Raw genomic sequence first — 23,202 nt, forward strand, 5'->3', positions numbered from 1 at the left:
TCAAGAGGTTTGCGTCATCCGGAGCCCGGATTCTGACGCGAACCTCTTGATCACCGCGGGGAGAGCGGGGGTGGGGTGGGGTGGGGGTGGGGGTGGGGGTGGGGTGGGAGTTAGGCGCGGGAGGCGGCGGCGGCTTCGGCTTGGGCCTTCATTCGGGCGGCGCGGTCGATGTCGGCCTGCTGGACGGCGGCTACCGAGCCGAAGATGCTGACTGCCTGGTAGTAGGTCCAGGCCAGGCTGTAGCAGGCCGGACGGACGACGGTGTTGTACGTGGTGCAGACGCGCTTGAGGTCCTCGTAGAAGGCGCTGTCCAGGCGGGACTTGTTGGCCGGGAACTGGCCGACCGCCTTGTAGTTGCGGTAGCCGAAGTCGTGCCGGTAGCAGCCCAGGTTGAAGGTGAACCCGAGCGGGTTGTCCGGGCTGGACGAGCAGTAGTCGGTGGACCAGTTGAAGTTGTACTCGGCCCAGGGGCCCCGGTTGACCCGGGCGCTGTTCCAGGAGTTGTAGCTGGACGCGCTGGTCTGCGTCCAACTGGACAGCACCGACAGCTTCTGGGCGGGGGTGACGGCGGCGGCGGGGGAGGCGGCGACGAGGGTGGCGAGCAGCGCGAGAGCGCCCGAGGCGAACAGTGTGGCGAGACGTCGGGGCACGGGTTACCTCCGCAGGGTGGGCGGGTGGGACGGAAGTTACCGGCGGGTCACCGGATGTCGATCAGTGTCGATCAACTGATCAACTACGTGGTATGCGTGTCGCCAACTATTGGTGACATGCGTTGAAACAGACGAATGCCCCGGACGGTGGGGCGTCCGGGGCATTCGGGAAGGCGCGTCAGCGCAGGCTGAACGCCGGTGGGCTGGCCGGGCTCTCGTTGGCCGACCGGTCCAGCGCGGTCACCTGGTAGGTGTAGCGCCGGCCGGGCACGGCGGTGGTGTCCACCCAGGACCCGGTGCCGGCGCCGGCGGCCCGCACGGTGCCGACCAGGTGCGCCGCGTCCGCCGTGGCACACCGACCGGGCACTGTGGTGCCGTCGAACCGGTAGATCGCGTACGAGGTGGCGGTGCCGAGAGGCCCGACCCCGTCGGCCGGCTGACGCCAGGTCAGCCGGACCCCGTCGGCCTCCCGGGCGGCCTTGGTGACCACCGGGAAGAGCAACGGCCTGGCCGGCAGGTGTGGCATGGCCGGCACGAGCGCCGGGCGGGAGTAGTGCTCGGCAGCGTAGATGTCGGTCGCGCCGAGCCGGTTGGCCCGCACCTGGACGGCCGAGAAGTGCACGTTGCCCTGCACCTCCGGGTATGACCTGTTGAGGGTCAGGTGGTCGGACAGTTCACGCGGGTTCTGCCAGAACGACCCGTACGCCGGGTCGCCGCTCTTGTAGTCGGCCTGGCCGATGTAGAGCTGCACACGGGTGCCCCGCACGGTCTCGGCCCACCACGGCACCAGTCGGGCGTAGTCGGCGGCCGGGTACTGGCCGATGTACCAGTAGAGCTGCGGTACGACGTAGTCGATCCACTCCTGCTTGATCCACGTGCGGGTGTCGGCGGAGATAATGTCGTACGACTGGCTGCCGGTGGTGTCCGAGCCGAGCGGGTCGGCGGCCTTGTTGCGCCAGATGCCGAACGGGCTGACCCCGAACTTCACCCACGGCTTCGCCGCCTTGATCCTGCCGTTCATCTCCTGGATCAGCAGGTTGATGTTGTCCCGCCGCCAGTCCGCCCGATCGGTGAAGCCCCGGTTGTGGGCGGCGAAGGTGGCGTCGTCGGGCACCTGGTGGGTGCCGCTGGGGTACGGGTAGAAGTAGTCGTCGAAGTGCACGCCGTCGACGTCGTACCGCTTGACCGCGTCCATCATCGCGGTCTGCACGAACTCGCGTACCTCGGGAATGCCGGGGTTGTAGTAGAGCCGGCTGCCGGCGACGCCGGCCGGCGGGTAGGCGAAGGTCCAGTCCGGGTGCTGCCGGGCCGGGTGCCCGGGGGCGAGTTGGGTGAGGTCCGCGCCGGCGCCGCCGGGTGCCGGCATCGAGACGCGGTACGGGTTGAACCAGGCGTGGAACTCCAGGTTGCGCTTGTGCGACTCGTCGACCAGGAAGGCCAGCGGGTCCCAGCCCGGGTCCTGCCCACGGGTGCCGGTGAGGTACTCCGACCAGGGCTCGTACGGCGACGGCCAGAGGGCGTCGGCGGTGGGTCGGACCTGCACCACGACGGCGTTGTGGTGCAGTCGCTCGGCGAGGTCGAGCAGCTCGCGGTATTCGGCCTGCTGGGCGGCGATCCGGTCCGGGCTGGCCTGGGACGCCTTGCTGGGCCAGTCGATGTTGACCACCGACGAGATCCACATCGCGCGGAACTGCCGCTTCGGCGTTGCCGGGTCCGTGGTGCAGGTGGTGGTGTCGGTGCTGGTGGTACGGGGTGTCGCGGTCGCCGGGGTGGCGGCGACGAGGGTGCCGAGCAGGGCGGTGACCAGCCCGGCGGCTCCGAGTCGAGTTGCCTTCATGCGGTGTGTCCCTTCGGTGGGGCTCCCGTGTGATCAGCGCGACCGATCGGCAAGATTCGCCGATGACGATCTGTCGCTGGTAGGAAATTTTCACAATCGGGTGAGAACCGCAAGGGTTCGTGGTTGACCATTCGCGCCGCTGGGTAGCAACGCCGGTCACCGGCCGCCACCGAGGTGGTCGCACGGTGGGAGGGGTGACCGCGTGTCCGTGCTACGAACAAAACCGATCAAGGACGTGATAGCCCAGAGTGAGGCGGACGGCTCCGAAGGCGGGCTCGGGCTGAAGAGGCGGCTCGGAGCGCTCGACCTCACCGGCTTCGGCATCGGCATCGTGATCGGCACCGGGATCTTCACGCTCACCGGGATCGAGGCCCGGGACAGCGCCGGGCCGGGCGTGGTGATCTCCTTCGCCATCGCCGGCCTGGTGGCCCTGCTCGCCGCGCTCTGCTACGCCGAGTTGGCGTCCAGCGTGCCGACCGCGGGCAGCGCCTACACCTACGCGTACGCCACGATGGGCGAGATCGTCGCCTGGATCATCGGCTGGGACCTGCTGCTGGAGTTCGCGCTCGGTGCCGCGGTGGTGGCCCGGGGCTGGTCGGGCTACCTCGCCGAACTGCTCGACCTGCCGACCCGCTGGTTCGGCGAGGAGGGCAGCACCGTCAACCTCGGCGCCATCGCCATCGTGCTGATCCTCGGTGTCGTCGCGATCATCGGCATCCGCGAGTCCGCCCGGATCACCAACCTGCTGGTGCTGGTCAAGGTGGCCATCTGCGTCTTCGTGGTGGTAGCCGGCCTGTTCTTCGTCAAGGCCGCCAACCTCACCCCGTTCATCCCACCGGCCGAGCCCGCCGGCAGCGGCGACGACGGCATCAAGCAACCGGTCACCCAGGCGCTCTTCGGGCTGGAACCGTCGGTCTTCGGCTTCGTCGGAGTGCTCAGCGCCGCCGCCGTGGTCTTCTTCGCGTACACCGGCTTCGAGGCCGTGGCCAACCTCGGTGAGGAGACGCGCAAGCCCAAGCGGGACCTCACCCTGGGTCTGCTCGGCACGCTGCTGATCTCCACGGTGCTGTACATCGGCGTCTCGCTGGTCGTGGTGGGCATGGTGCCGTACACCGAGATCGACCGTGGCGCCCCGATCGCCTCGGCCTTCGAGTCGGTCGGCGCGGGCTGGGCCGCCGTGCTGGTCTCCATCGCCGCGGTCGCCGGCCTGACCAGCGTCATCCTGGTCGACCTGGTGGCCATGGGCCGGATCGGCTTCGCCATCGCCCGGGACGGCCTGATCCCGCCCTCGATCGCGACGGTGCACCCGCGCTGGGGCACCCCGTACCGGATCTCGGCGGTCATGACGGTGGCGGTCGCCCTGCTGGCCGGGTTCCTGCCGCTGTCCGCCCTGGCCGACCTGGTCAGCATCGGCGCGCTGTGCGCGTTCGTGCTGGTGTCGGTAGCGGTGCCGATCCTGCGCCGCAGGCGCCCTGACCTGGAGCGGCCGTTCCGGGTGCCGTTCTCCCCGGTGCTGCCGATCATCTCCGCGCTGGCCTGCTTCTACCTGATGCTGAACCTGTCGGTGGAGACATGGCTGCGATTCCTCGCCTGGATGCTGCTCGGAGCGCTCATCTACTTCGGGTACGGCTACCGCCGCAACCGGCTGGCCCGCCACGAGCCCGCCGTCACCGCCCCACAGCCGCGCGAGCCGAGCGCCTGACACCACCCACCCCGACAAGGCCCCCGCCGACGCGGGGGCCTTGTCGCGCATCGTTCACGGGCACCGTGGCGACGGCACCGACGAGGTACGGTGCGCTGGGTCACACCGGGGAGGTGGCGAAGTGCGGCACAGGCTCAAGGACGTGGCCGAACGCGCCGGGGTGTCGGTCAAGACCGTCTCCAACGTCGTCAACGGCTACGTGCACGTCCGACCGAACACCCGGGCCCGCGTCGAAGAGGCACTCGCCGAGCTCAACTACCGGCCCAACCTCTCCGCCCGGCACCTGCGCAAGGGCCGCACCGGCGTGATCGCCTTGGCCGTTCCGGAACTGGACATCCCGTACGTCGCCGAGCTGGCCCGCCACGTGGTCACCGCCGCCGCCGCGTACGGCTGGACGGTGCTGATCGACCAGGCCGGTGGCCGGCGTGAGCAGGAACGGGTGGTCGCCTGCGGCATCACCGACCTGCTCATCGACGGGCTCGTCGTCAGCCCGTCGGCACTGACCGCGGAGGACCTGGCCGGCCTGGACGGCACGCCGGTGGTGCTGCTCGGCGAGCGGGTCGAGCACGGCCCGGCCGACCGCGTGGTGATCGACAACGTGGCCGCGGCGCGGGAGATCACCGATCACCTGATCAAGCTCGGCCGCCGCCGGATCGCGGCCATCGGCCCCCAGCGCACCGACGAGGGCACCAGCGCCCGACTGCGCCTGGCCGGCTACGCCGACGCGCTGCGCGCCGCCGGGCTCGACTACGACGAGACCCTGGTGGCGCCCGCGTCGGCCTGGCACCGCGCCGACGGCGCGGCCGCGATGCGCAGCCTGCTCACCTCCGGGGTACGCCCCGACGCCGTCTTCTGTTTCAACGACACACTGGCCCTCGGTGCTCTGCGCGCCCTGCACGAGGCGGGTCTGCGGGTGCCCGGGGACGTGGCGGTGGTCGGCTTCGACGACATCGAGGACGGCAGGTTCTCCATCCCCACCCTGAGCACCGTCGCGCCGGACAAGGAGCGGATCGCCCACCTGGCGGTCGAGCTTCTGGCCATCCGCCTGGACGGCGACCGGGCCGCCCCGGCGAGGGCGCTCTCCGCTCCCTACCGCCTGGAGTTGCGCGAGTCCACCAGGACTCCCTAGTCGAAGAAGCGGGCCAGGTGCGGCTTGGATGCCAGGTCGGCGTCCGGCGGGAGTGGGGTCAGGTCGGCGAAGATTGAGGCGCCGTCGCAGCCCGCGTGCAGCGGGTACCACCGCGGGGTGCCCGGCGGCCGGCCCTGGCAGATCCCCTTGAACGTCTGCACGTCCATCAGCCGGACGTGGGTCGGGTCGGCCACCGCGTTCACGTGCCCCCACCAGGGGCTCATCACGTGCAGGACGCCACCCGGACGCAACACCCGGTGGCACTCGTCCACCAGCGGCAGAAAATCGATCAGGTGCTCCAGGATGTGCACCGCGAAGAGGACGTCCACCGAGTTGTCCGCCAGCGGCAGGGACCCGGACAGGTCCGCGACCGCGTTCACCCCCGGCGCGGGGTAGATGTCCAGACCCAGGTTGCTCGACCACTGCTTGGTCGGCCCGCAGCCGAGGTCCACCACCACCGGCGCCCGTCCGTCGATGCCGACCCGGCACCAGACGCCGTAGACGCCGGCCAGTCGCCCCACCAGGTCGCGTACCAGCCGTAACTCGGCGGGTTCGGCGACGTCCCCGCTGAGGTGGGCAACCCCCCGGTCGAACCGCACCTCCACCGACAGGCCGCGCAGCCGGTCGTCGTGCCGAACCTGGTCCGCCCAGGCCTCGGCGAGGAATTCGTCGATCGCCCGCAGCCGGTCGGCCGAGGGCGGAGTCTGTGCCAAAGCGACCATTCGGGCCACCTCCCGCCGCGCGATACCCGCAATCGCGCCCGGTATGCCCCGATCTCCGGATCGGTCTATCGCGCAGGTCCGTGCCGGTGTGGGGTGCCGCCGTGCACCAACCGGTCCCGGCGGGCGAGCACCGGTCTGTCGCGCCAGCCCGGGCAGGTCCGTGCCGGTGTGGGGTGCCGCCGCGCACCAACCGGTCCCGGCGGGCGAGCACCGGAACGAGGTTGATTCCGCTGTGGCATCTAGATGCCACAGCGGAATCACGCTCAACAGGCATGCCGGGGTCCGGCGGCGGCGCGTCGGCGGGAGGGCGTGCGGTGGCCCGCGCACAGTGCCTGCCGGGGTCCGGCGGCGGCGCGTCGGCGGGAGGGCGTGCGGTGGCCCGCGCAGAGTGCCTGCCGGGGTCCGGCGGCGGCGGGTCAGCCGGAGAGGGTGCGGCGGCCCCCGCGCATTCGCTGGCGGGGCGGCGGTGCGGCCGGCTTCGGCCGCTTGAGGTGATAGCGGTGCAACTCGTTGTTGCCGGCCAGGGACGGGTCCTCGCTCATCGCGACCAGCTCCCAGCCCTGGTCGCCGGCCCGGTTGAGGTGGGCCAGCGACGTGTCGCCGTAGGGCGTCACGTCGACCATCGAGCCGTCCGGGCCGTACCAGACGAAGACGACCTCCCAGCCCAGGTCGTCGGCAACCGGTTGACGGCGGCGGACCAGCAGGGCGTACTCCCACTTGAGCATGGCGTCATTCTCACCCCGCAGCGGCCCGCGGACGCGGATCAATCCTCGGCGATCCGCCCGCCGTCGACCCGCAGCCGCCGGTTGGTCGCGATGGCGGCCAACATCCGCCGGTCGTGGGTGACCAGCAGCAGCGTTCCGGGGTAGGTCGCCAGCGCCGACTCGAGCTGTTCGATGGCGGGCAGGTCCAGGTGGTTGGTGGGCTCGTCGAGCACCAGCAAGTTGACCCCACGGCCCTGGAGCAGGGCCAACGCCGCCCGGGTCCGCTCACCAGGGGAGAGGGTGGCCGCCGGGCGGGGCACGTGCGCCGCGCGCAGCCCGAACTTCGCCAGCAGGGTCCGCGCGTCGGCGGGCGACATGTGGGGTACGGCGGCGTGAAACGCGTCGATCAGCGGCGCGTCACCGAGGAACAACCCGCGGGCCTGATCGACCTCGCCGACCACGACGCCGGGCCCGAGCGAGGCGGTGCCGGCGTCCAGCGGCAACCGGCCGAGCAGCGCGGCCAGCAGTGTCGACTTGCCGGAGCCGTTCGCCCCGGTGACCGCCACCCGGTCCGCCCAGTCGATCTGAAGGTCGACCGGGCCGAGGGTGAACCCGCCTCGACGTACCACCGCACCTCGCAGCGTGGCCACGACGGCGCCGGCGCGGGGCGCGGCGGCGATCTCCATGCGCAGCTCCCACTCCTTGCGGGGCTCCTCGACCACGTCGAGCCGTTCGATCAGCCGCTCGGTCTGCTTGACCTTGCCGGCCTGCTTCTCGCTCGCCTCGCTCCGGAACTTACGACCGATCTTGTCGTTGTCGGTGGCCTTTCGGCGGGCGTTCTTCACGCCCTTGTCCATCCAGCCCCGCTGGGTGCGCGCCCGCGCCTCCAGACCGGCCTTCGTGTCGGCGTACTCCTCGAAGTCCGCGCGGGCGTGCCGGCGCGCCACCTCGCGCTCCTCCAGGTAGGCCGCGTAGCCACCGCCGTAGTGGTTGACCTGCTGCTGCGGCAGGTCCAGCTCCAACACCCGGGTCACCGTGCGGGTCAGGAACTCCCGGTCGTGGCTGACCAGCACCGTGCCGGCGCGTAGCCCGGTGACGAACTCCTCCAGGCGCTCCAACCCGGCCAGGTCCAGGTCGTTCGTCGGCTCGTCGAGCAGGAAGATGTCGTACCGGCTGAGCAGCAGCGACGCCAGCCCCGCCCGGGCCGCCTGACCGCCGGACAACCCGGTCATGGCGTGGTCCAGGTCCACCGACAGACCCAGGTCGGCGCTCACCTGCTCGGCGCGCTCGTCCAGATCCGCGCCGCCGAGGGCGAGCCAGCGCTCCAACGCGTCGCCGTACGCGTCGTCCGCGCCCGCCGTCCCGGCGGTCAACGCCTCGGTCGCCGCGTCCAGGGCCGCCTGCGCGGCGGTCACCCCGGTCCGGCGGGCCAAGAAGTCCCGCACCGTCTCGCCCGGTCGCCGTTCCGGCTCCTGCGGCAGGTGCCCGACGGTCGCGGTGGGCGGGCTCAGCCGGACGCTGCCGGCCTCGACCGGCAACAACCCGGCGAGGGTACGCAGCAGCGTCGACTTGCCGGCCCCGTTCGGCCCCACCAGGCCGACCACGTCACCAGGGGCGACAACCAGGTCCAACCCGGCGAAGAGTGAGCGGTCGCCGTGCCCGGCGGCCAGGTCCTTGACGATCATCGTGGCGCTCATCAGGACGGCAGCCTATCCGGCTGCCGGCATACGAGCCGACGGCAGCGGGCAGACTCAACGGCGTGGTGACCACACTGGCGATCGACTGCGGCGGCGGAGGTATCAAGGCCTCCGTGCTGGACGAGGCGGGCACGATGCGGGCCCGACCGTTGCGGGTGCCCACCCCGTACCCGTTGCCGCCTGCGCTTTTCGTCTCGACCCTGCTCGATCTGGGCGGACGCCTGCCGACGGCGGACCGGCTGACCGTCGGCGTACCCGGGATGATCCGGCACGGGGTGGTGGTCGCCACGCCGCACTACGTGACCCGCAGCGGCCCGCGCAGTCGCGTCGACCCGGACCTGCTCGCCGAGTGGTCCGGCTGGGACGCCCGGGGCGCCCTCGCGGACGCTTTCGGGGTGCCCGCGCTGGTGCTCAACGACGCCGAGGTGCACGGTGCCGGGGTGGTCGCCGGCACCGGCTGCGAGCTGGTGCTGACCCTCGGCACCGGGCTGGGCAGCGCGCTCTTCGACGGCGGGGTGCTCGCACCGCACCTGGAGCTGTCGCACGCGCCGGTGCGGTGGGGCACCACCTACGACACGTACGTGGGTGAGCCGGAACGTCGGCGGCTCGGCGACGCCTTCTGGTCCCGCCGGATCCGGCAGGTGGTCGACGGGTTGCGCCCGGTGTTCCGGTGGGACCGGCTCTACCTGGGCGGGGGCAACTCCCGACTGATCCGGCCCGAGCAGCTCGCCCGGATGGGCGACGACGTGGTGGTGGTGCCGAACACCGCCGGAATCGTCGGCGGTGTCCGTGCCTGGGAACTTTCCGCCGGACGTCGGGACGCCCGCACCTGACCCCTATTCGACTCCCGGGAACAGTCGCCAAACGTCCGGTGTTGTGCCAGCGTCGGAACAGGTGACGGTGCGACCGAGGGGGTGGGGCAGATGGATCTTCTGGCGGACTACCGGCGGGCGACCATGTTCTTCGAAACCGGTGACCCGAGCGGAGCGGCCCGACTGCTGGAACCGATCGTCGACGCCGAACCCGGCAACGCGGCCGTTCGGCAGCTGCTGGCCCGGGCGTACTTCCAGTCGGCCCAGCTCAACCGGGCCGAGGAGCACCTGCGGGAGCTGATCGACCGGGACCCCAGCGACCACTACGCGCACCACGTGCTCGGTCGGACGCTGGAGCGGCTGAACCGGCACAACGACGCGCTGCGGCACCTGCGGATCGCCGCCGCGATGTACGCGACGAACGACGACTACCGGACCGCGCTGGAGCGGGTGGAGACCCGAGTGGGCGGCACACGCTGAGCGTGGACCGGGTGACGTGGCAGGGGCGGTCCTCCGGGGCCGCCCCTTCGTCGTGCCAGCGAACCTGACGACGGACGTGCCTAGGATGGCGGACATGGGACCTGACCGGCCGGGGGCTGCGGCATGAAGCTCAAGCTGGACCTGCACGACATCTTCAACAAGGGCCAGGACATCGACCGCGCGCTGCGCGGGATCATGGACGAGGCGGTGGCGAAGAAGGCCACCCTCGTCGAGATCATCCCCGGTAAGGGGTCCGGTCAGCTCAAGAAGCGCGTGCTGCGGTTCCTCGACCAGAAGGATGTCAAGCAGCTCTACCACCGCGTGGAGAAGGACTCGAAGAACTTCGGCCGGCTCTTCGTCCACTTCCGCTGGAAGTAGCGACGGCAGGGCCCCTGCTGTGGCTGCTTTCTTGAGAGGCCGCGTCGGCAAGCCGCAGCAACGATTCAATCTCCGCGCGGCTACCGCTTGCGCCGTGGAGCCCCGCGCTCGCGCACAAGGAAGAAGCCCACCCGCCGATCGCGAGCGTTCTGATGAATGGCACCGCGCTGGATCTCGAATCGGGCGACCCGCGCTTGAATCGCGAGATTCGCGCTATCAAGGCAGTGGATGCACCCGCTGTACTCGCGTAGTAGCGCCTTGACCGCCGGCTGGGTGGAGATCCGTTCGTCTTGGGTAAGAAGTGACCACCCGCGCTGCAGCCCATACTCGATCCATTCGGGATCGCTGACCGCCTGCGCATCGTCTGGAAAATAGTCACTAACTACGTGAACGATCCAGCCCAGGTTAACCAGCAGTGCCGGTGCCTGTTTGCCCAGGCAGCGGTCAGCGAAAAACTCAGGCGGCGACTCGGATGAGCGCTTCGACCTGCTCAACGCTCAGTCCGTATTCGCTGGCAACGACATCGGGACTTTCTCCGCCTCTCCACATGCCGAGGATCGTGTCAACGGTGACCTTGGCGGATTCGACAATGGGAGCCCCCCACGCAAACCGTGGGTCGATGACGACCTGGGCGACAGCGGGGTCGTAGCGCCGCAGGGTCAGCCTCCTGGCGAAGCCGTCGTCGTCCCATGCGATGTACTGCAGGTAGTTCTCGACGACCTGCCGAATCGGCATTTGCCCGTCAGGTGCGCGGGCGATCTCGTCGCTGTCGAGATAGTGCACGAATACGTCGATGCCGTCGGTTGCGATCTTGCGGGTTGCCAGGCCGTATTCGGTGCCGAACTGAGTTCTAACGGTTGCTGCCGCTTCAGCGATCCTGTGAGGGGAAAGCCCCAGATCGCGTAGGGCGCGTAGTACGTAAGCCTCGACCAGCGCGATGAAGGGCACTGACGGCCAGCCTCGACGCTCGGGCCTAACGCTGTGCACCAGCGGCGATCCTGCAGCGTCTTGGTGAAGCCAGCGCCGCATGGTCCGCTCGGGGATCTGCAGGTGTGTGGCGGCCTCGAAGGGGGTCAGCAGTGGAACCGTGAACTTGTCGATCATGGCTCACCCCTTGGTCCTCGGCATCCTCGCCTGAGGATCGCACATCAGCGACGACCGCGACGACCGCTGTCCGGCCGGACACGCTTTGAACGTGCCCGGAGCATGCGGGTCCCACGCGCGGCCGACGACCCACGGACGGCATTCCTTTGGCCTGCCGTCTGCGGACCCGTTAAGGGTCGAGAACGTGTGAGGGCGTTCGGCCTGCTGTGCCGTGGTCTATTCGTGAGGCGAGTTGGCGACGTAGACGCCCTTGCCCTGCCGGCCGTCGATCAAGCCCTCGGCTTTGAGTAGCAGCATGGAGGCGCGGATCACCGTGTTGCTGACGTCGTAGTGCTCGCACAGGGCGGCGAAGGACGGCAGCTTGTCGCCCGGCTTCAACTGGCCGGAGCTGATCTGCTCGCGGATATCTCGGGCGACCTGTAGGTACGCAGCTTCAGACATAGGTGGTGCTCCCAGCTTGGCGGCTGGTGCAAGCAGACCACATCTCTGGCTCGACTTACAACGCTATGTGTCGTAGCTGTTGACCCTGCGCACATTGCGTCCTAAGTTGCTTGTGGGGCTACCCAGCTTGGCGGCCGGGTCGGTCCTGCCGTGGGTGCCCTGTCTCCGGACACCGTTGACCGGGTGCCCACGGAACCCCAGGCGTCGGCAGGAGGCATCGTGACCAGACCGAACGGTGCAACTGCCGCAACCGCAGGTGCCGGGCGCGCTACCAGGGATTCCGGTGCTGGGCAGCCGGGCTTTGAGAGCGCCCAGCGGCGCGTGTCATACGACGAGTACGTCATCGCAGTGGCGCTCACCCTGGCGCGCCGCCACCGGCCCATTTGGTCTTGGAGGCACTGGCGACGCATCTGTCGCTGCGGTGCCGACCTGCCGTGCAGAAGTCGCCACCGCATCCCGATCAGTAGCCGTCACTGGCCGAGTCAGGACGGAACACAATGACGAGCCATCTCGCGATCACCCCGGCCTGGATCTGCGTTGGTTGCGGTGCGGACTGGCCATGTGACACCCGCCGCCGAGAGTTGCAAGCGGAGTACGACAGAGCACCGGTGTCACTTGCCCTCTACCTCGCCGCCCAGTTGGTTGACGCTGGGACGAGCAGATTCGCCAGCACAAACACGGTCACCTGCGGAACGAGCGTCCGAAGATCCGCATCCAGCGGCTGATCTGACGCGAGCGGCGGTGGTCAGAGGCTGGCGGCGAGGAAGCCGCACACGACCAGCGGAAGCCCCGCGGAGAGCGTGCCCACCACCGCCGACGAGCGGATCCGGGTACGGGAGACGAGCACCGCGAGCATCGCCAGGCTGACCAGCAACGCGAGGAACAGCGCAGGCGTGGCCACGTAGAGCCCGAAGAGCAGCGCCCGCGACCGTTCGGAGTCGCATGCTTCGCCGCAGCCTGCGGGGACCGACCCGGAGAGCGTGCTGAGGAACAGGCCGAACGCAACGACGACAGCCACGTACCAGCCGGCCAGCACCAGGAAGGATGAGCGCGCGTCAACGAGGTGGGTGCGTGACGGGGCCAGAGTCATGACCGAAGTATCCGCTGCTAAGCGAGCGCAGTCAGCCCCCGATCTCGGCGACCATCGTGTCGGCGTCCTCGAACGACTCGACGGTGCGGAACCCTTCGGCGGCGTACAGCCTCGCGGCGAAGTTCGCCCGCTCCACGCTCAGCGACACCGTGCGAATGCCGCGTGCTCGTGCGGCGTCCAGAACGGCGCGCAGGAGCATCCGGCCCACACCGCGGCCACGCCAGGACTCCACCACGCCGATGGTCAGCTCGGGAACGTCGTCACTCACGTACCCGTAGCCCGGATCCGCGGCGGTCAGGAATCGGAACCAGGCTGCGCCGACCGGCCGATCGGTCGGGTCCACCGCGATCAGGCCGAAGTCGTCCGGCCGCATCCAGCCGCTGACGTAGTGGGCCAGCGCGGGGTTCGCCAGGATCTCTTCACGCGACCAGTTGCGCTCGGGTAGCCAGTTCACGGCCTCCACGAGCATGTCGACCAAGAATTCGGAATCGGCCGAGGTGGCCGCGCGGATGCCGAGGTCAGTCACCGCCGAAGCCTCGCACACAACGCCTGGGGGCAGCAGCACTCACGCGTCAGCGTTGGTTACGACTGCTCGGCGACCTGGCTGACGAACGCCACCCACGCGGCCGGAGGGAAGGTCAGCGTCGGGCCCGATTGATCCTTCGAGTCGCGCACCGCGACGACGCCGGGAATGTTGTCGGCAACCTCGACGCAGTCGCCGCCGTTGGAGCTACTACGGGTGCTCTTGCGCCACAGGGCGCCGGTCAGGTCAGCCATGATCTTGCCTCTAGAAAGTCGATGGTTTGACGGCGAGAGAGAGCCACCGAGCGCAGCGTATCCCAGGTGGCCCAAAGGGTAGCGGTGTCATTCGTCAGCCGTCCTGCAAGCTGATCGTCGAGGTAGGCGACATCGCCGTCTTCAGTTGTGGCGATAACGAACGGCCCTGCTTGTCCGGCGTGGAGGCCCGCGTCCAGCGGCAGCACGTGAAGAAGCACGTTCGGCCGCTGAGCCATCGTTACCAGGTGGTCTAGCTGCGGGTTCATAATCTCCGGGTCGCCACGGCGAAGAGCGAATTCGTCAATTACCGCGACGAAGAGCGGGGGCTTGCGTCGCTCCAGCACCGCCGTTTGCCTGCGTAGTCGGGTCGCGACGTAGTCCGCGACCTCGTCCGGGCCAAGCATCCCGCTTGCTAGTACCGCCGAGGCGTAATCGGGGGTTTGCAACAGGCCAGGGATGACCGCCACCTGAAAGGCGCGCAGGGCGGACGCCTGAAGTTCGGTCTCAACCCACGGCCGTAGCCAGGCCGGCTCCCGCCGCTTCAAAACGTCCGGCCAAATGTCCTCAGTCTCACGGCCGAGCGCGGCTGCTGCGGCTGCGCGGTGGCGTGGGTGTGGCACTCGGCCAGGGTTGACCCAGCGCGCCACCGTCTTCGGATCTACGCCGACCTGCTCCGCGAGACTTTCGACGGTCTCACCCGTGTCGGCCAATGCCGCTCGTAGCGCCTGGTTCACACCCACCTCCGCGTGGACGTCTCCAACGTCTATAGAACGTATAGCTACGTGGTGTAGCCGTCTAGCTCCAGACGGCAAAGTGCTTTGTAGGCGGCGCGTCCGGTAGACCTGTATTCGGCGGACGCGTTCGTAAGCGGGGCCGCCCCTGTCGGGCGAGCGCTCACAGGGGCGGCCCTTCCCAATGACGATCAGGGGAGCACCGTGCCAGACCAGCCACCCGAACCGAAGCCCGATCCCAAGCCCCAACCGGTCCCGCCGTCGTCGCCGGGCATGCCCTGGCCATCAGGGCCCATCGTTCCGCCCTGGCCGGTCAACGGACTCAACCGCACTCCTGACAGCCCCTGGGTTGCCTCGTGAGCAGGTCCGCGCGGAAGCCGCGCACGGGCGACGTCCTACACCTGACCCGCGCCGCGAGCGTTCAGTTCATGCGCCCGATCTTCGTCCGCGTGATTCGGGTCCTCGACTTGCCGACCTATGACGGGTGGATCTGGATTGACGCGTACGAGCTGGCTAGGAGCGGCGATGCAGTCGCGCGCCGGTCCCTGTTCGTCATGTCCGCCGGTCTGATTTGGCAGGACCCGTCCATCCAAGCCGTCCGGAAGACCGTCCGCCGTCCGGTCGCCCGTACGCCCTTGCGGGTCGTCTGATGCGGGGTGAACCAGAGCACAAGCCGCTGCGCCCGTCGTGGCGTTGCCCTAACTGCGGCATTCCCTGGCCCTGCTCGGCGGCGAAGCTGCGCCTCCTCGGCCGGTACCGTCAGGATCGGCCGGGCCTGCTGGTGTACATGGCAGAGGTTCAGGAGGAAGCGGCGGCTGACCTGACGAAGCTCAACCCGGGCGTCACGTTGCCCGACCTGACGACGCGCTTCGTCGGCTGGGCCGAACGCCGGTAGCTCCGCAGCATCCACCCGGGCGACGAAGGTATGCACTATTCGGATTGGTCTCACCGATGGTGCGGTGGACCGGTTGACGAGGCCGGCAGTAAGGCCTGGCAGGCGGCGCTACGGGAGCACTGGAGGCGCACCGGTGCGGTGCAGGCCTGGGGCGGTGAACTGGAACAGAGGCTGGGGTCAGTGAGCCGTTGCGTCGGCGCGGGCGCTGTGGCCGACCGGGCTGCGGGACCAGCACTGCGGGCGCTGCCGGACGGCCAGGTCCAACGCCAGGTGATCGGACTCGATCATCTCCCGGGCTATTCGACGTGCCATTTCCAGGCGGTCGACGTGCACGTCAAGATCCGTCGGACCGGCGCCAGCCATATCGAACTCCTCGTCAGCGTTCGAGCTATTCGCATCATGCGGCACGTCGGGAATCGTCACCATTCTCCGATCGGTGGAAAGCTCCCGCCGTACGGCTCGGTGTCGCGTACCCCGGTTGCGCCGATGGTAGCGGCGGCCTCGCCACCCCGCCGGGAACTGCGGAAAGGCGGTCTTGCCGGCGGTTTGTACATTGCACGGTGCGACTTGTCCGGTGAGGGATCTTCGTTACGGGAGGACCGCCGTGCAGCATTCGAGCAGTACTGATCCGTTGTTCGTCGCCGTCGAATCAGACTCGATCACCCGTGCGGACGTCGCCGGGCTCATCGCGGGGCGGCTGGCCGCCATCCGGGTGCCGGGGCTGTTGTCCGCCGCCCGGTGTCACGCGATCACGGCTGCGCTCGCCGACGCGCCGATGGACCGCTACGACGAGAGTCGGGTCTTTCCGGTCGTCGCCAAGTTCGGCCCGGCCATCAACGACCACCGGGCCGCCGGTGAGCTTCGGGACGACTACTGGGACGCGGCCCGCGCGGCCGACAAGAGCTGGTCCACGTTGGGCCTGCCGGATTCGCCACGGGAGTTGTGCCTGGCGGCGTTCCGGACCGCCTGGCCGGATGTCGCACCCGGCCGTCGGCAGGGTCGGGAGATGCACGTCGGCATCGTCCGCGAGATCAACGCCGGTCTCCAGGTGCACTTCGACGACGCGGTCCGGGAGTACGCGGGCCGGCTGCTCGACGGCGACGTGGTGGCGCAGTTGGCGTTCAACATCTACATCCGGGTGCCGCCCGCAGGTGGGGAGACGGTGCTGTGGCGGCGGCGGTGGCAGCCGGGCGACGAGGAGCAGCGGATCCCCGGCGGGTACGGCTTCGACGAGTCGGTGACCGCCGACACGCAGTCGTTGACGCTGCGGCCCACGCTCGGGGAGGGTTTCCTGTTCGATCCCCGGCACTATCACACGGTGCGTCCCGCGACCGGTGGCCGCCGGATCTCCATAGGATGTTTTGTCGGGCTCACCGACGACGGTCGACTGGCCCTCTGGTCGTAGCGAAGGGCGTTTCCCATGGTGGACAGAAGCGACGTCGAGTCGGCTGCGGCACTGGTCGAGGGGCGGGTCCGGGAAACCCCGGTCATCGCCGTCGACGGCGCCGACCTGGGGGTGCCGGGGCAGCTCAGTCTCAAACTGGAGTTGCACCAGCACACCGGCTCGTTCAAGCCGCGTGGGGCGTTCAACCGGATGCTCCAGGGGGCGTTGCCGGCGGCCGGGGTGATCGCCGCGTCGGGTGGCAACCACGGCCTCGCCGTCGCGTACGCGGCCCGGTCGCTGGGCGTTCCTGCGGAGGTCTTCGTGCCGGTCACCGCCTCGCCGGTCAAGGTGCAGCGGTTGGCCGGGCTGGGCGCGCAGGTGCGCCAGGTCGGCCAGCACTACGCCGAGGCGCTGGCCGCGAGCACCCAGCGGGCCGCGGAGAGCGGGGCGTTGGTGGTGCACGCGTACGACCAGCCGGAGGTGGTGGCCGGGCAGGGCACCGTCGGCCGGGAGTTGGAACGGCAGGTCGACGGCATCGACACGGTGCTGGTGGCGGTCGGCGGCGGCGGGTTGGTGTCCGGCATCGCCAGTTGGTTCGACGGGTCGGTGCGGGTCGTCGCCGTCGAGCCCGAGCAGATCCCCACCCTGCACTCGGCGCTCAAGGCGGGCCGGCCGGTCGACATCGAGGTCGGTGGCATCGCCACGGATTCGCTGGGTGCCCGTCGCATCGGTGAGATCGCCTACGACACCGCCCGCCGGACCGGTGTGGAGTCCGTCCTGGTCCGCGACGAGGACCTGGTGCGGGCGCGCCGGCTGCTCTGGTCGGAGCTGCGGGTCGCCGCCGAGTTGGGTGGCGCTGCCGCGCTGGCCGCGCTGGTCGGCGGGGCGTACGTGCCGCAGCCGGGGGAGCGCGTGGCAGTGGTCATCTGCGGTGGCAACACCGACCCGAGCGACCTGGGCCCGGCCGCGCCGCACTGACGGGGGCAGAGCGGTGCCAGCCGCGGCGCATCCGAGGGTGCAGAGCGGTGACGGGCTCAGTCGCCGTTTCGCAGGCGGCGCAGCGCGTGCTCGATCTGGAGGGTGTCCAGGTGGGTGTCTCCCAGTAGTCGCCGACGGTCGGCCAGGAGCTGCTCGTACTCCTCGATGGCTGGTTCGAGTCGCCCGTCGAGCAGGAGCACCGCGGCCAGGGTGGCCCGGATGGCCAACACCTCACTGCGGTCGGCGTGCCGGGGCTCCACAGTGGCGAGGGTGGCCCGCAGCTCGGCCTCGGCCTCGGCCAGCCGCCCCTGCGCCTGCATGCACCGGGCCAGCGTGTGCCGGGCCTGCCAGGTCTCCGGTTGGTTGAGCGGCCAGGTCCGGTAGCGGACCTCCAGGATGGCGTGCAGCATCTCCTCGGCCTCGGGTGCCCGCTGTTGGGCGAGCACCGCCAGCGCCAGGCTGTGCCGCACGATCATCGTGTCCCAGTGCTCCGGGCCGCGGACCTGGTCCTCCGCGGCGACGATCTGCCGCAGCTCCGTCTCGGCCTCCGGCCACTGGCGCTGCGCCATGATCGCCTTGGTGAGCTTGTGCCGGCTGGCGAGGGTGTCGGCGTCGTCGCTGCCCAGCACCCGGGTGCGGTCCGCGATCACGTCGCGGAGCACCCGGTCGGCCATCTCCGGTTGGTTGCGCTCCAGCCAGGTGCGGCCCAACTCGTGGCGCAGCGCCAGCACCTGCGGCCGGTCCAGGTCGTGGTCGTACGCGGCGCAGCCCCGCACGATCGGGTCGAGGATGTCGAAGGCCGAGCCGGGTAGGCCGATCGCGATGAGGTAGCGGGCGGTGAGTCGGGCCAGCTCCAGTGCGCGGCGTACCGTCTCGGGGTCGTGCTTGTGTTTCTGCGGCACCAGGTATTCCCGCACAGCCTCGACCAGGTGCGGCACCAGGACGTCCCAGTTGGTCCAGGCCGCCGAGTCGTCCGGGCTCAGCCCCTCGGTGGCGGCGAGCAGCAGCTTCATGACCAGCCCGTGGTATTCGGCGATCTGCTCACGGACCTCGTCGCGGTCGCGGAACATCGCGTGCACCAGCGGGTGCAGCGACAGCACGTGCGCGAACGCCGGGTCGGTGACCTCGTCCTGGACGTCGAAGTCGACCAGGGCGAGGTCGGCGATGCCCTCCAGCACCTTCACCCGTTGCTGGCCGGTGAGCCCCTTGAACAGTGGCGACTCGGCCAGGATGGCCGGTTTGAGCACCACCTCGTAGGGCACCGGGGAGACGCTCAGGCAGGCCAGCACGTTGAGCAGCGGCCGGCTCTGCTGGAGCTTGCGGCGGGACAGCAGGTCCAGGGACAGGTCGTCGACCTCGCGGACGATCTCCAGACCGAGTGACTCGTCGAGGTCGACGTCGGGGGCGTCGAGCGGTGCGCGGAACCGGCGTTGCACGGCCGCCCGGTAGTCCGCGAAGGTGGTGATGGTGGACGAGCCGCGCCAGACCGGGCTGGCGTTGACCGACTTCAGGTAGTTGCCGGCGGCGCGCAGGGCGAGGGGCAGACCGCCCAGCTCCCGGGACAGCTCCCGGGCGTCGGCCACGTCACCGGCCTGCGGCCCGGCCCGGTCGATCAGCACCTGCGCGCCGGCGTCGGCGTCCAGGGGGCGCACCTGGTGCAGCGTCGACCAGGTGCCCCAGGTGGCCCGGTTGCCGTCCCGGGTGGTCACGATGACCACGCCGTCCTCGGCCTCCGGGCGGCGCAACCAACCGGTGCCGTCGGCGAGCACCCCGTCGGTGGGGCCCAGGGTGGCGGGCTCGTCCGCGCTGTCGAAGATCAGCAACCAGGGCTGCGCGGCCTGGTTGAGGTAGCGCCACACCAGGTCGGTGGCGCTGATCATCCCGGCCCAGGCCTGGTCGACCTGGGTCTCCGAGGCGCCGAGCTGGCTGACCACCTCCCGCATGCCGGAGTTGAGCCGCCCCGCCTGCACCCACCAGACCGTCCGGCCGTCGGCCCTCGCCCGGCGGGCGATCTCCAGGGCGACGTGGCTCTTGCCGGAGCCGCCCATGCCGCACAGGATGTGCACCGAAGGCTCCCCGGTGCTCTCCTCCGGCTGCATGATCTCGTCGATCAGGCCGTCCCGGCCGTGCAGTGGGCTGTCCAGTCGCCCGAGGGGTGGGTCGACGGAGACGCGACTCGGCCGGTCGTACGCAGGCCGGCGTACTGTGACATCCTCGGGTGGAACGTCCGCAGTCAATGCGGTCCCCCTTCGGTGGCGATATTGCGCGGGGTCGGCGGCGGAAGATCCTGTCCATCTGATGGACAGTCGAGGGGATTGTCGCCCACACCACGTCGACAGCAAGCCTATCCACCGTCGTGCGGGGTTGCACACTCACCGTTTAGGCCACGCGGATGACCGTAATCGGTGCTCCGATTCCCATTTCGCGGTCGAATCCGGCCGATCCGCCGTGTGTGGCACTCGACAGGTACATCCACGATGGACTGATGAACTGGTCGCCTATCCAGGACGTGGTCGACTGGGGTTCCGTACCGGACTGGTTCGGTGCGGTCGGCTCCATCGCCAGTGTGCTGTTCGTCTACCTTGGACTGCGGCGGGAAATCCGCGCCCGGCGCAGCGACGACCTGCGGATCCGGGCCGCCCAGGCCCGGTTGGTGTCGGCGGTGGTGGAGATCCGGGGCACGTCGGTTCTGCGGGTCACGGTGGCCAACGAGAGTGACGCGCCGGTGCTGGACGTGGCGGTGCTGGCCCGGGTCGTCGCGCCGGACGACCCGGACGGCGCGTCCGTCGAGCTGGCCGCCGCGAAACACGTCCGCCGGATTGCCGGCCGCGACACGCAGGACATCTTCGTCACTGTTGCGGCCCAGCACCGGTTACGCCCGGCCGACACCGTTCTGGTGGATCTCACCTTCACCGATCACGATGGAAATCGGTGGCACCGTATCGGCGCCGGTCAGCCCCAGCCAGTGGACTGACCACATTCCGACTGAACGATTCCGGAAAGGGCGAGCGGCGTTTCGGTGGCCCACGAATAGTCGGTGGCCCGGCGGGCGATTCGCCACGCCGGACCACCGCTGTGTCCGTCAGATGGGATAGGTGCGGGCGACCGCCAACATCTCCGAACTGTGCGACCCGACGACGCCGACGGCCGGCGGCCGGGCCCGGAAACCGGGCAGTGCCTCCAACCCGTCACTCGCGTCCATCGCCCGCAACGCGACAGGCGCAGCGGTGGGCCGCACCGTCAGCGTGACCTCGATGCCCTCCGCCGGCGGGGCGTGGAAGACCAACCCGAAGCCCCACTTCCCCTCACGGGGTTCCACCGGCACCGACCGTCCGGCCACCTCGGCCCGCAGCACGGTGGCGGTCGACGTGTCGACGTGCAGGGTCGCGAGCCGGGCCGCCCGCTGCGGGGTCAGCCGCAGCCGCAGCGTGCGTTCGCCGCCGGCGGTGCTGTCGCCCAGCACGTCGAGCTTCGGCGCCGGCAGGTTCGCCGTCTGCGCCGGCCCGGCCCGCAGCTCACCGTCGCCGAGCCCGGGGAAGTCGTCACCGACGTCGGCCATCCCGTCCACGTACCCGTCCGTCCACGGCTGCGGATCACTCTCGTGGCTGAGCCAACGGGCCTGACCGGTGCCGGCGTCCATCGCGTACATCAGGTGGGTGGGCGCGGGGTGCGCGGCGTCGAAGCGGTCGACGGCCAGCCCGACCCCGGCGAGCACCAGCGCCGCCACGGCGGCGGCCCCGGCCGGCAGCACACCGAGCCGGCGGGCCCGCAGCGCCAGCAGCCCGCGCTGGCCGCCGGCCTGCGGGTGCAGGAGGTCGACCACCGGCAGGGCGGCCAGGCCGAGCAGCACCGCGACCAGCGCGGCCACCCCGCCCATGCCCATCCCCAGCGCCGGGAAGAGCAGGACCACCGTGGGCAGCAGGATGAGCACGCCGACGGCCGCGGCGGCCGTCACCGCCACCACCGGCCACGGCCCGGTCTGACGGGTACGCAGCGCGACCAGCCCGCCGAGCGCGCCGGCCAGGGCCGGCAGTGTGGTGAGGTACGCCCCGCCGGGCACCGCCACGGCGAGCAGCACGCCGAGAAGCGCCAGCCAGGCCAGCCCGGCGACGGCGAGCGCTGCCGGGCCGATCCGGCGGCGGGACAGCGCGTACCAGGTGAACAGGATGGCGGCGGCCAGCGCCAGAACGGCCAACCGGTACCAGACAGGTCGGTACGGGTCGAGCAGTTCGGCGTACCCCGGTCGGATCGTGGTGATCGCGAGCCAGAGCAGTTGGGCGGCGACCGGAGCGGCCACGATCGGCACCAGGGCCAGCCCGAAGCCGGCGACCAGCCGGCCGGTGGTGGCCCGGCCCTGCCGACGGGTCAGCCAGCCGAGCGCGACCACAGCGGCCACCGCGAGCAGGGCCAGCGGCAGCGTGAGCCAACCCGGGTAGCGGACCAGAGCACCGGGGACCGGGAAGTAGGTGGCGTCGTGCCCGGAGCGCAGGTCGGTCAGGTCGACGGCGCCGAACTCCCGGGCCACTCCCAGCGCGTTGTCCCCGTGCTGCTGGAGGCTGCCACGGTCCATGGCCGCCGGGGTGTCCAGCGGGGTGTGGTAGATCGCGCCGCCGTCGATGTACGCCGAGTTCAGCCCGACGAACTTCTGGTCGAGGAACGCGGTGAAGTCGGTGTCGTTGGGCAGCGCGCGGTAGATCTCCACGGCGAACGAGGTGCCGACCGGGTGCGGGGCGGCCCGGCCGAAGACGTCCACCAGCTTCGCGTTGTCAGCCGACGTCTCGAACATGATCACGGGACCGGTGGACCCCCGGGCCTCCAGGTTCAGCACCACCCCGCCGTCGGCGGCCAGCGGGTGACCGGCGGCGAACGCCGACGCGCCGCACAGGCACGCCTCCTCGGCGTCGGTCAGCACGAAGACGATGTCGTTGCGCGGCCGGGGGCCGGTGGTGAGCGCGCGGGCCACCTCCAGGATGGCCGAGGTGCCGGCGGCGTCGTCGTTGCCGCCCGGCCCGGTCTGCACCGAGTCGTAGTGGGCGACCAGGAAGATCCGACCCGTCGACGCGGTGCCGGGCAGCCGGGCCACCACGTTGCGGACCCGGGCCATCGTCGCCCCGCCCGCCGCCCCGCTGAGCTGACCGGCCTCCGGCGCCACCGTGTCCTGCACCTCGGTCTCCAGGCCGAGCCCGCGCAACCGCTGCTCGATGTGCGCGCGTACCTGGTCGTTGGCCGGGCTGCCGGCGACGTGCGTCCGGGCCGCGATCACCTGGACGTCCTCGAACGCCCGGCCCGCGCTGAACTCGGCGGCCGGCGCGTCCGTCGGCTTCGGCGCCGGGGTCCGCAGGTCGAGCAGGCTGCCGGCACCGACGGCGGCCAGCGCGACCAGCGCCGCCGCGGCGGCCAGGAGCCGCCGGCGAGGTCGGGTCAGCGCCCGGTCGGCCGGGGGTACGCCCCGAGTCGGGCGGGACGGCGTGCCCGTCGTGGCCGGGGTGGTGGGTGCGCCCACGGAAACTCCTCGGGGGGTGGTGGGGCCTGGGGTGGCACCATCCTGCCCCCCGGTGCCCGCCGACGGGATGGCCGGTAAGCCCTACCTCGACCCGCCGCCCGGTTTGTCATCGGGTACGCAGTGACGCGGTCCATCCCCCTCCCCGCCCGGGCCGGAGCCGTCGTGTTGTGTGCGACCGTTGTCTAATA

Annotated in this window: 24 protein-coding genes; 9 read left to right on the plus strand and 15 right to left on the minus strand. The window is 70.5% G+C overall.

Features of this window, described 5'->3' with window-relative positions; all coding sequences use genetic code 11:
- Nucleotides 1-110: 110 nt before the first annotated feature.
- Both GA0070612_RS08885 and GA0070612_RS08890 read right to left on the minus strand, forming a co-directional pair.
- A complete protein-coding gene (locus GA0070612_RS08885; protein WP_088987479.1) occupies nucleotides 111-650 on the minus strand; it encodes a phospholipase in 540 nt (179 codons plus the stop codon).
- A 178-nt stretch (nucleotides 651-828) separates the two neighbouring features.
- Nucleotides 829-2,487 (minus strand): glycoside hydrolase family 10 protein, encoded by a 1,659-nt coding sequence (locus tag GA0070612_RS08890; protein ID WP_088987480.1) that lies wholly within the window; start codon nucleotides 2,485-2,487, stop codon nucleotides 829-831.
- A 202-nt stretch (nucleotides 2,488-2,689) separates the two neighbouring features.
- Between GA0070612_RS08890 and GA0070612_RS08895 the strand changes: the two genes are divergently transcribed.
- Both GA0070612_RS08895 and GA0070612_RS08900 read left to right on the plus strand, forming a co-directional pair.
- The gene (locus tag GA0070612_RS08895) at nucleotides 2,690-4,189 is read left to right on the plus strand and encodes an amino acid permease (RefSeq protein ID WP_088987481.1); all 1,500 of its coding nucleotides are present in this window, start codon (nucleotides 2,690-2,692) and stop codon (nucleotides 4,187-4,189) included.
- Nucleotides 4,190-4,310: 121 nt separating this feature from the next.
- A complete protein-coding gene (locus GA0070612_RS08900; RefSeq protein ID WP_088987482.1) occupies nucleotides 4,311-5,318 on the plus strand; it encodes a LacI family DNA-binding transcriptional regulator in 1,008 nt (335 codons plus the stop codon).
- On the opposite strand, the gene GA0070612_RS08905 is transcribed toward GA0070612_RS08900, so the two are convergent.
- The 3 genes from GA0070612_RS08905 to GA0070612_RS08915 all read right to left on the minus strand — a co-directional run bounded on the left by GA0070612_RS08905 (nucleotide 5,315) and on the right by GA0070612_RS08915 (nucleotide 8,441).
- Complete coding sequence (locus GA0070612_RS08905; protein ID WP_088987483.1) at nucleotides 5,315-6,040, minus strand: methyltransferase domain-containing protein; 726 nt, start codon at nucleotides 6,038-6,040, stop codon at nucleotides 5,315-5,317. The two genes, GA0070612_RS08900 and GA0070612_RS08905, sit on opposite strands and share 4 nt — an antisense overlap.
- Nucleotides 6,041-6,456: 416 nt before the next feature.
- A complete protein-coding gene (locus tag GA0070612_RS08910) occupies nucleotides 6,457-6,765 on the minus strand; it encodes a hypothetical protein (RefSeq protein WP_088987484.1) in 309 nt (102 codons plus the stop codon).
- Nucleotides 6,766-6,803: 38 nt separating this feature from the next.
- Nucleotides 6,804-8,441, minus strand: coding sequence for an ABC-F family ATP-binding cassette domain-containing protein (locus GA0070612_RS08915; protein ID WP_088987485.1), 1,638 nt, complete (start codon nucleotides 8,439-8,441; stop codon nucleotides 6,804-6,806).
- 62 nt (nucleotides 8,442-8,503) lie between these two features.
- On the opposite strand from GA0070612_RS08915, the gene GA0070612_RS08920 reads away from it, so the two are divergent.
- The 3 genes from GA0070612_RS08920 (at nucleotide 8,504) to GA0070612_RS08930 (ending at nucleotide 10,111) form a co-directional block, all read left to right on the plus strand.
- Nucleotides 8,504-9,274, plus strand: coding sequence for an ROK family protein (locus GA0070612_RS08920; RefSeq protein ID WP_088987486.1), 771 nt, complete (start codon nucleotides 8,504-8,506; stop codon nucleotides 9,272-9,274).
- Between the two features lie 90 nt (nucleotides 9,275-9,364).
- Nucleotides 9,365-9,733 (plus strand): tetratricopeptide repeat protein, encoded by a 369-nt coding sequence (locus GA0070612_RS08925; RefSeq protein WP_088987487.1) that lies wholly within the window; start codon nucleotides 9,365-9,367, stop codon nucleotides 9,731-9,733.
- Between the two features lie 123 nt (nucleotides 9,734-9,856).
- Nucleotides 9,857-10,111 carry a Smr/MutS family protein gene (locus tag GA0070612_RS08930; protein WP_088987488.1) on the plus strand — a complete coding sequence of 85 codons (255 nt, stop codon included), beginning with the start codon at nucleotides 9,857-9,859 and terminating at the stop codon, nucleotides 10,109-10,111.
- Nucleotides 10,112-10,191: 80 nt separating this feature from the next.
- On the opposite strand, the gene GA0070612_RS31360 is transcribed toward GA0070612_RS08930, so the two are convergent.
- The 7 genes from GA0070612_RS31360 to GA0070612_RS08970 form a co-directional block, all read right to left on the minus strand.
- The gene (locus GA0070612_RS31360) at nucleotides 10,192-10,605 is read right to left on the minus strand and encodes a PIN-like domain-containing protein (protein WP_157742444.1); all 414 of its coding nucleotides are present in this window, start codon (nucleotides 10,603-10,605) and stop codon (nucleotides 10,192-10,194) included.
- Nucleotides 10,568-11,215 carry a DUF433 domain-containing protein gene (locus tag GA0070612_RS08935; RefSeq protein WP_088987489.1) on the minus strand — a complete coding sequence of 216 codons (648 nt, stop codon included), beginning with the start codon at nucleotides 11,213-11,215 and terminating at the stop codon, nucleotides 10,568-10,570. Before GA0070612_RS08935 ends, GA0070612_RS31360 begins: the two co-directional genes overlap by 38 nt.
- Before the next feature lie 216 nt (nucleotides 11,216-11,431).
- Nucleotides 11,432-11,656, minus strand: a complete 225-nt coding sequence (locus GA0070612_RS08940) for a winged helix-turn-helix domain-containing protein (protein WP_088987490.1) — start codon at nucleotides 11,654-11,656, stop codon at nucleotides 11,432-11,434.
- A gap of 745 nt (nucleotides 11,657-12,401) precedes the next feature.
- The gene (locus tag GA0070612_RS08955) at nucleotides 12,402-12,746 is read right to left on the minus strand and encodes a hypothetical protein (RefSeq protein WP_088987492.1); all 345 of its coding nucleotides are present in this window, start codon (nucleotides 12,744-12,746) and stop codon (nucleotides 12,402-12,404) included.
- A 31-nt stretch (nucleotides 12,747-12,777) separates the two neighbouring features.
- Nucleotides 12,778-13,272, minus strand: a complete 495-nt coding sequence (locus GA0070612_RS08960; RefSeq protein ID WP_197699339.1) for a GNAT family N-acetyltransferase — start codon at nucleotides 13,270-13,272, stop codon at nucleotides 12,778-12,780.
- 56 nt (nucleotides 13,273-13,328) lie between these two features.
- Nucleotides 13,329-13,523, minus strand: a complete 195-nt coding sequence (locus tag GA0070612_RS08965) for a DUF397 domain-containing protein (RefSeq protein WP_088987493.1) — start codon at nucleotides 13,521-13,523, stop codon at nucleotides 13,329-13,331.
- Nucleotides 13,511-14,257, minus strand: a complete 747-nt coding sequence (locus GA0070612_RS08970) for a DUF5753 domain-containing protein (protein WP_088987494.1) — start codon at nucleotides 14,255-14,257, stop codon at nucleotides 13,511-13,513. Before GA0070612_RS08970 ends, GA0070612_RS08965 begins: the two co-directional genes overlap by 13 nt.
- 425 nt (nucleotides 14,258-14,682) lie before the next feature.
- On the opposite strand from GA0070612_RS08970, the gene GA0070612_RS08975 reads away from it, so the two are divergent.
- Nucleotides 14,683-14,904 carry a hypothetical protein gene (locus GA0070612_RS08975; RefSeq protein WP_088991369.1) on the plus strand — a complete coding sequence of 74 codons (222 nt, stop codon included), beginning with the start codon at nucleotides 14,683-14,685 and terminating at the stop codon, nucleotides 14,902-14,904.
- Between the two features lie 422 nt (nucleotides 14,905-15,326).
- Here the strand turns inward: GA0070612_RS08975 and GA0070612_RS08985 are convergent, their stop codons facing one another.
- Complete coding sequence (locus GA0070612_RS08985) at nucleotides 15,327-15,575, minus strand: hypothetical protein (protein WP_088987496.1); 249 nt, start codon at nucleotides 15,573-15,575, stop codon at nucleotides 15,327-15,329.
- 178 nt (nucleotides 15,576-15,753) lie between these two features.
- Between GA0070612_RS08985 and GA0070612_RS08990 the strand changes: the two genes are divergently transcribed.
- Nucleotides 15,754-16,554 (plus strand): 2OG-Fe(II)-dependent halogenase WelO5 family protein, encoded by an 801-nt coding sequence (locus GA0070612_RS08990; RefSeq protein ID WP_157742445.1) that lies wholly within the window; start codon nucleotides 15,754-15,756, stop codon nucleotides 16,552-16,554.
- Nucleotides 16,555-16,569: 15 nt separating this feature from the next.
- Nucleotides 16,570-17,511 carry a threonine/serine dehydratase gene (locus tag GA0070612_RS08995; protein ID WP_088987498.1) on the plus strand — a complete coding sequence of 314 codons (942 nt, stop codon included), beginning with the start codon at nucleotides 16,570-16,572 and terminating at the stop codon, nucleotides 17,509-17,511.
- A 56-nt stretch (nucleotides 17,512-17,567) separates the two neighbouring features.
- On the opposite strand, the gene GA0070612_RS09000 is transcribed toward GA0070612_RS08995, so the two are convergent.
- The gene (locus GA0070612_RS09000) at nucleotides 17,568-19,748 is read right to left on the minus strand and encodes a tetratricopeptide repeat protein (RefSeq protein WP_088987499.1); all 2,181 of its coding nucleotides are present in this window, start codon (nucleotides 19,746-19,748) and stop codon (nucleotides 17,568-17,570) included.
- 248 nt (nucleotides 19,749-19,996) lie between these two features.
- Here GA0070612_RS09000 and GA0070612_RS09005 point away from each other — a divergent pair, with 248 nt between their 5' ends.
- Nucleotides 19,997-20,485: a hypothetical protein gene (locus tag GA0070612_RS09005; RefSeq protein WP_088987500.1), complete on the plus strand. Its 489-nt coding sequence runs from the start codon at nucleotides 19,997-19,999 to the stop codon at nucleotides 20,483-20,485.
- A 108-nt stretch (nucleotides 20,486-20,593) separates the two neighbouring features.
- Here GA0070612_RS09005 and GA0070612_RS09010 read toward each other — a convergent pair whose 3' ends face one another.
- Nucleotides 20,594-23,014 carry a M28 family peptidase gene (locus tag GA0070612_RS09010; RefSeq protein ID WP_088987501.1) on the minus strand — a complete coding sequence of 807 codons (2,421 nt, stop codon included), beginning with the start codon at nucleotides 23,012-23,014 and terminating at the stop codon, nucleotides 20,594-20,596.
- Nucleotides 23,015-23,202: the final 188 nt, after the last annotated feature.

Source organism: Micromonospora chokoriensis (assembly GCF_900091505.1).
Taxonomy (GTDB): domain Bacteria; phylum Actinomycetota; class Actinomycetes; order Mycobacteriales; family Micromonosporaceae; genus Micromonospora; species Micromonospora chokoriensis.

Excerpts from the sequence above, each read along its gene's own strand:
- GA0070612_RS08995 (WP_088987498.1), top strand. The coding sequence starts at position 16,570 with ATGGTGGACAGAAGCGACGTCGAGTCGGCTGCGGCACTGGTCGAGGGG.
- GA0070612_RS08935 (WP_088987489.1), bottom strand. The coding sequence starts at position 11,215 with ATGATCGACAAGTTCACGGTTCCACTGCTGACCCCCTTCGAGGCCGCC.
- GA0070612_RS08890 (WP_088987480.1), bottom strand. The coding sequence starts at position 2,487 with ATGAAGGCAACTCGACTCGGAGCCGCCGGGCTGGTCACCGCCCTGCTC.
- GA0070612_RS08905 (WP_088987483.1), bottom strand. The coding sequence starts at position 6,040 with ATGGTCGCTTTGGCACAGACTCCGCCCTCGGCCGACCGGCTGCGGGCG.
- GA0070612_RS08910 (WP_088987484.1), bottom strand. The coding sequence starts at position 6,765 with ATGCTCAAGTGGGAGTACGCCCTGCTGGTCCGCCGCCGTCAACCGGTT.
- GA0070612_RS08930 (WP_088987488.1), top strand. The coding sequence starts at position 9,857 with ATGAAGCTCAAGCTGGACCTGCACGACATCTTCAACAAGGGCCAGGAC.
- GA0070612_RS08965 (WP_088987493.1), bottom strand. The coding sequence starts at position 13,523 with ATGGCTGACCTGACCGGCGCCCTGTGGCGCAAGAGCACCCGTAGTAGC.
- GA0070612_RS08925 (WP_088987487.1), top strand. The coding sequence starts at position 9,365 with ATGGATCTTCTGGCGGACTACCGGCGGGCGACCATGTTCTTCGAAACC.
- GA0070612_RS08915 (WP_088987485.1), bottom strand. The coding sequence starts at position 8,441 with ATGAGCGCCACGATGATCGTCAAGGACCTGGCCGCCGGGCACGGCGAC.
- GA0070612_RS08985 (WP_088987496.1), bottom strand. The coding sequence starts at position 15,575 with ATGGTGACGATTCCCGACGTGCCGCATGATGCGAATAGCTCGAACGCT.
- GA0070612_RS09005 (WP_088987500.1), top strand. The coding sequence starts at position 19,997 with ATGAACTGGTCGCCTATCCAGGACGTGGTCGACTGGGGTTCCGTACCG.
- GA0070612_RS08955 (WP_088987492.1), bottom strand. The coding sequence starts at position 12,746 with ATGACTCTGGCCCCGTCACGCACCCACCTCGTTGACGCGCGCTCATCC.
- GA0070612_RS08975 (WP_088991369.1), top strand. The coding sequence starts at position 14,683 with ATGCGCCCGATCTTCGTCCGCGTGATTCGGGTCCTCGACTTGCCGACC.
- GA0070612_RS08940 (WP_088987490.1), bottom strand. The coding sequence starts at position 11,656 with ATGTCTGAAGCTGCGTACCTACAGGTCGCCCGAGATATCCGCGAGCAG.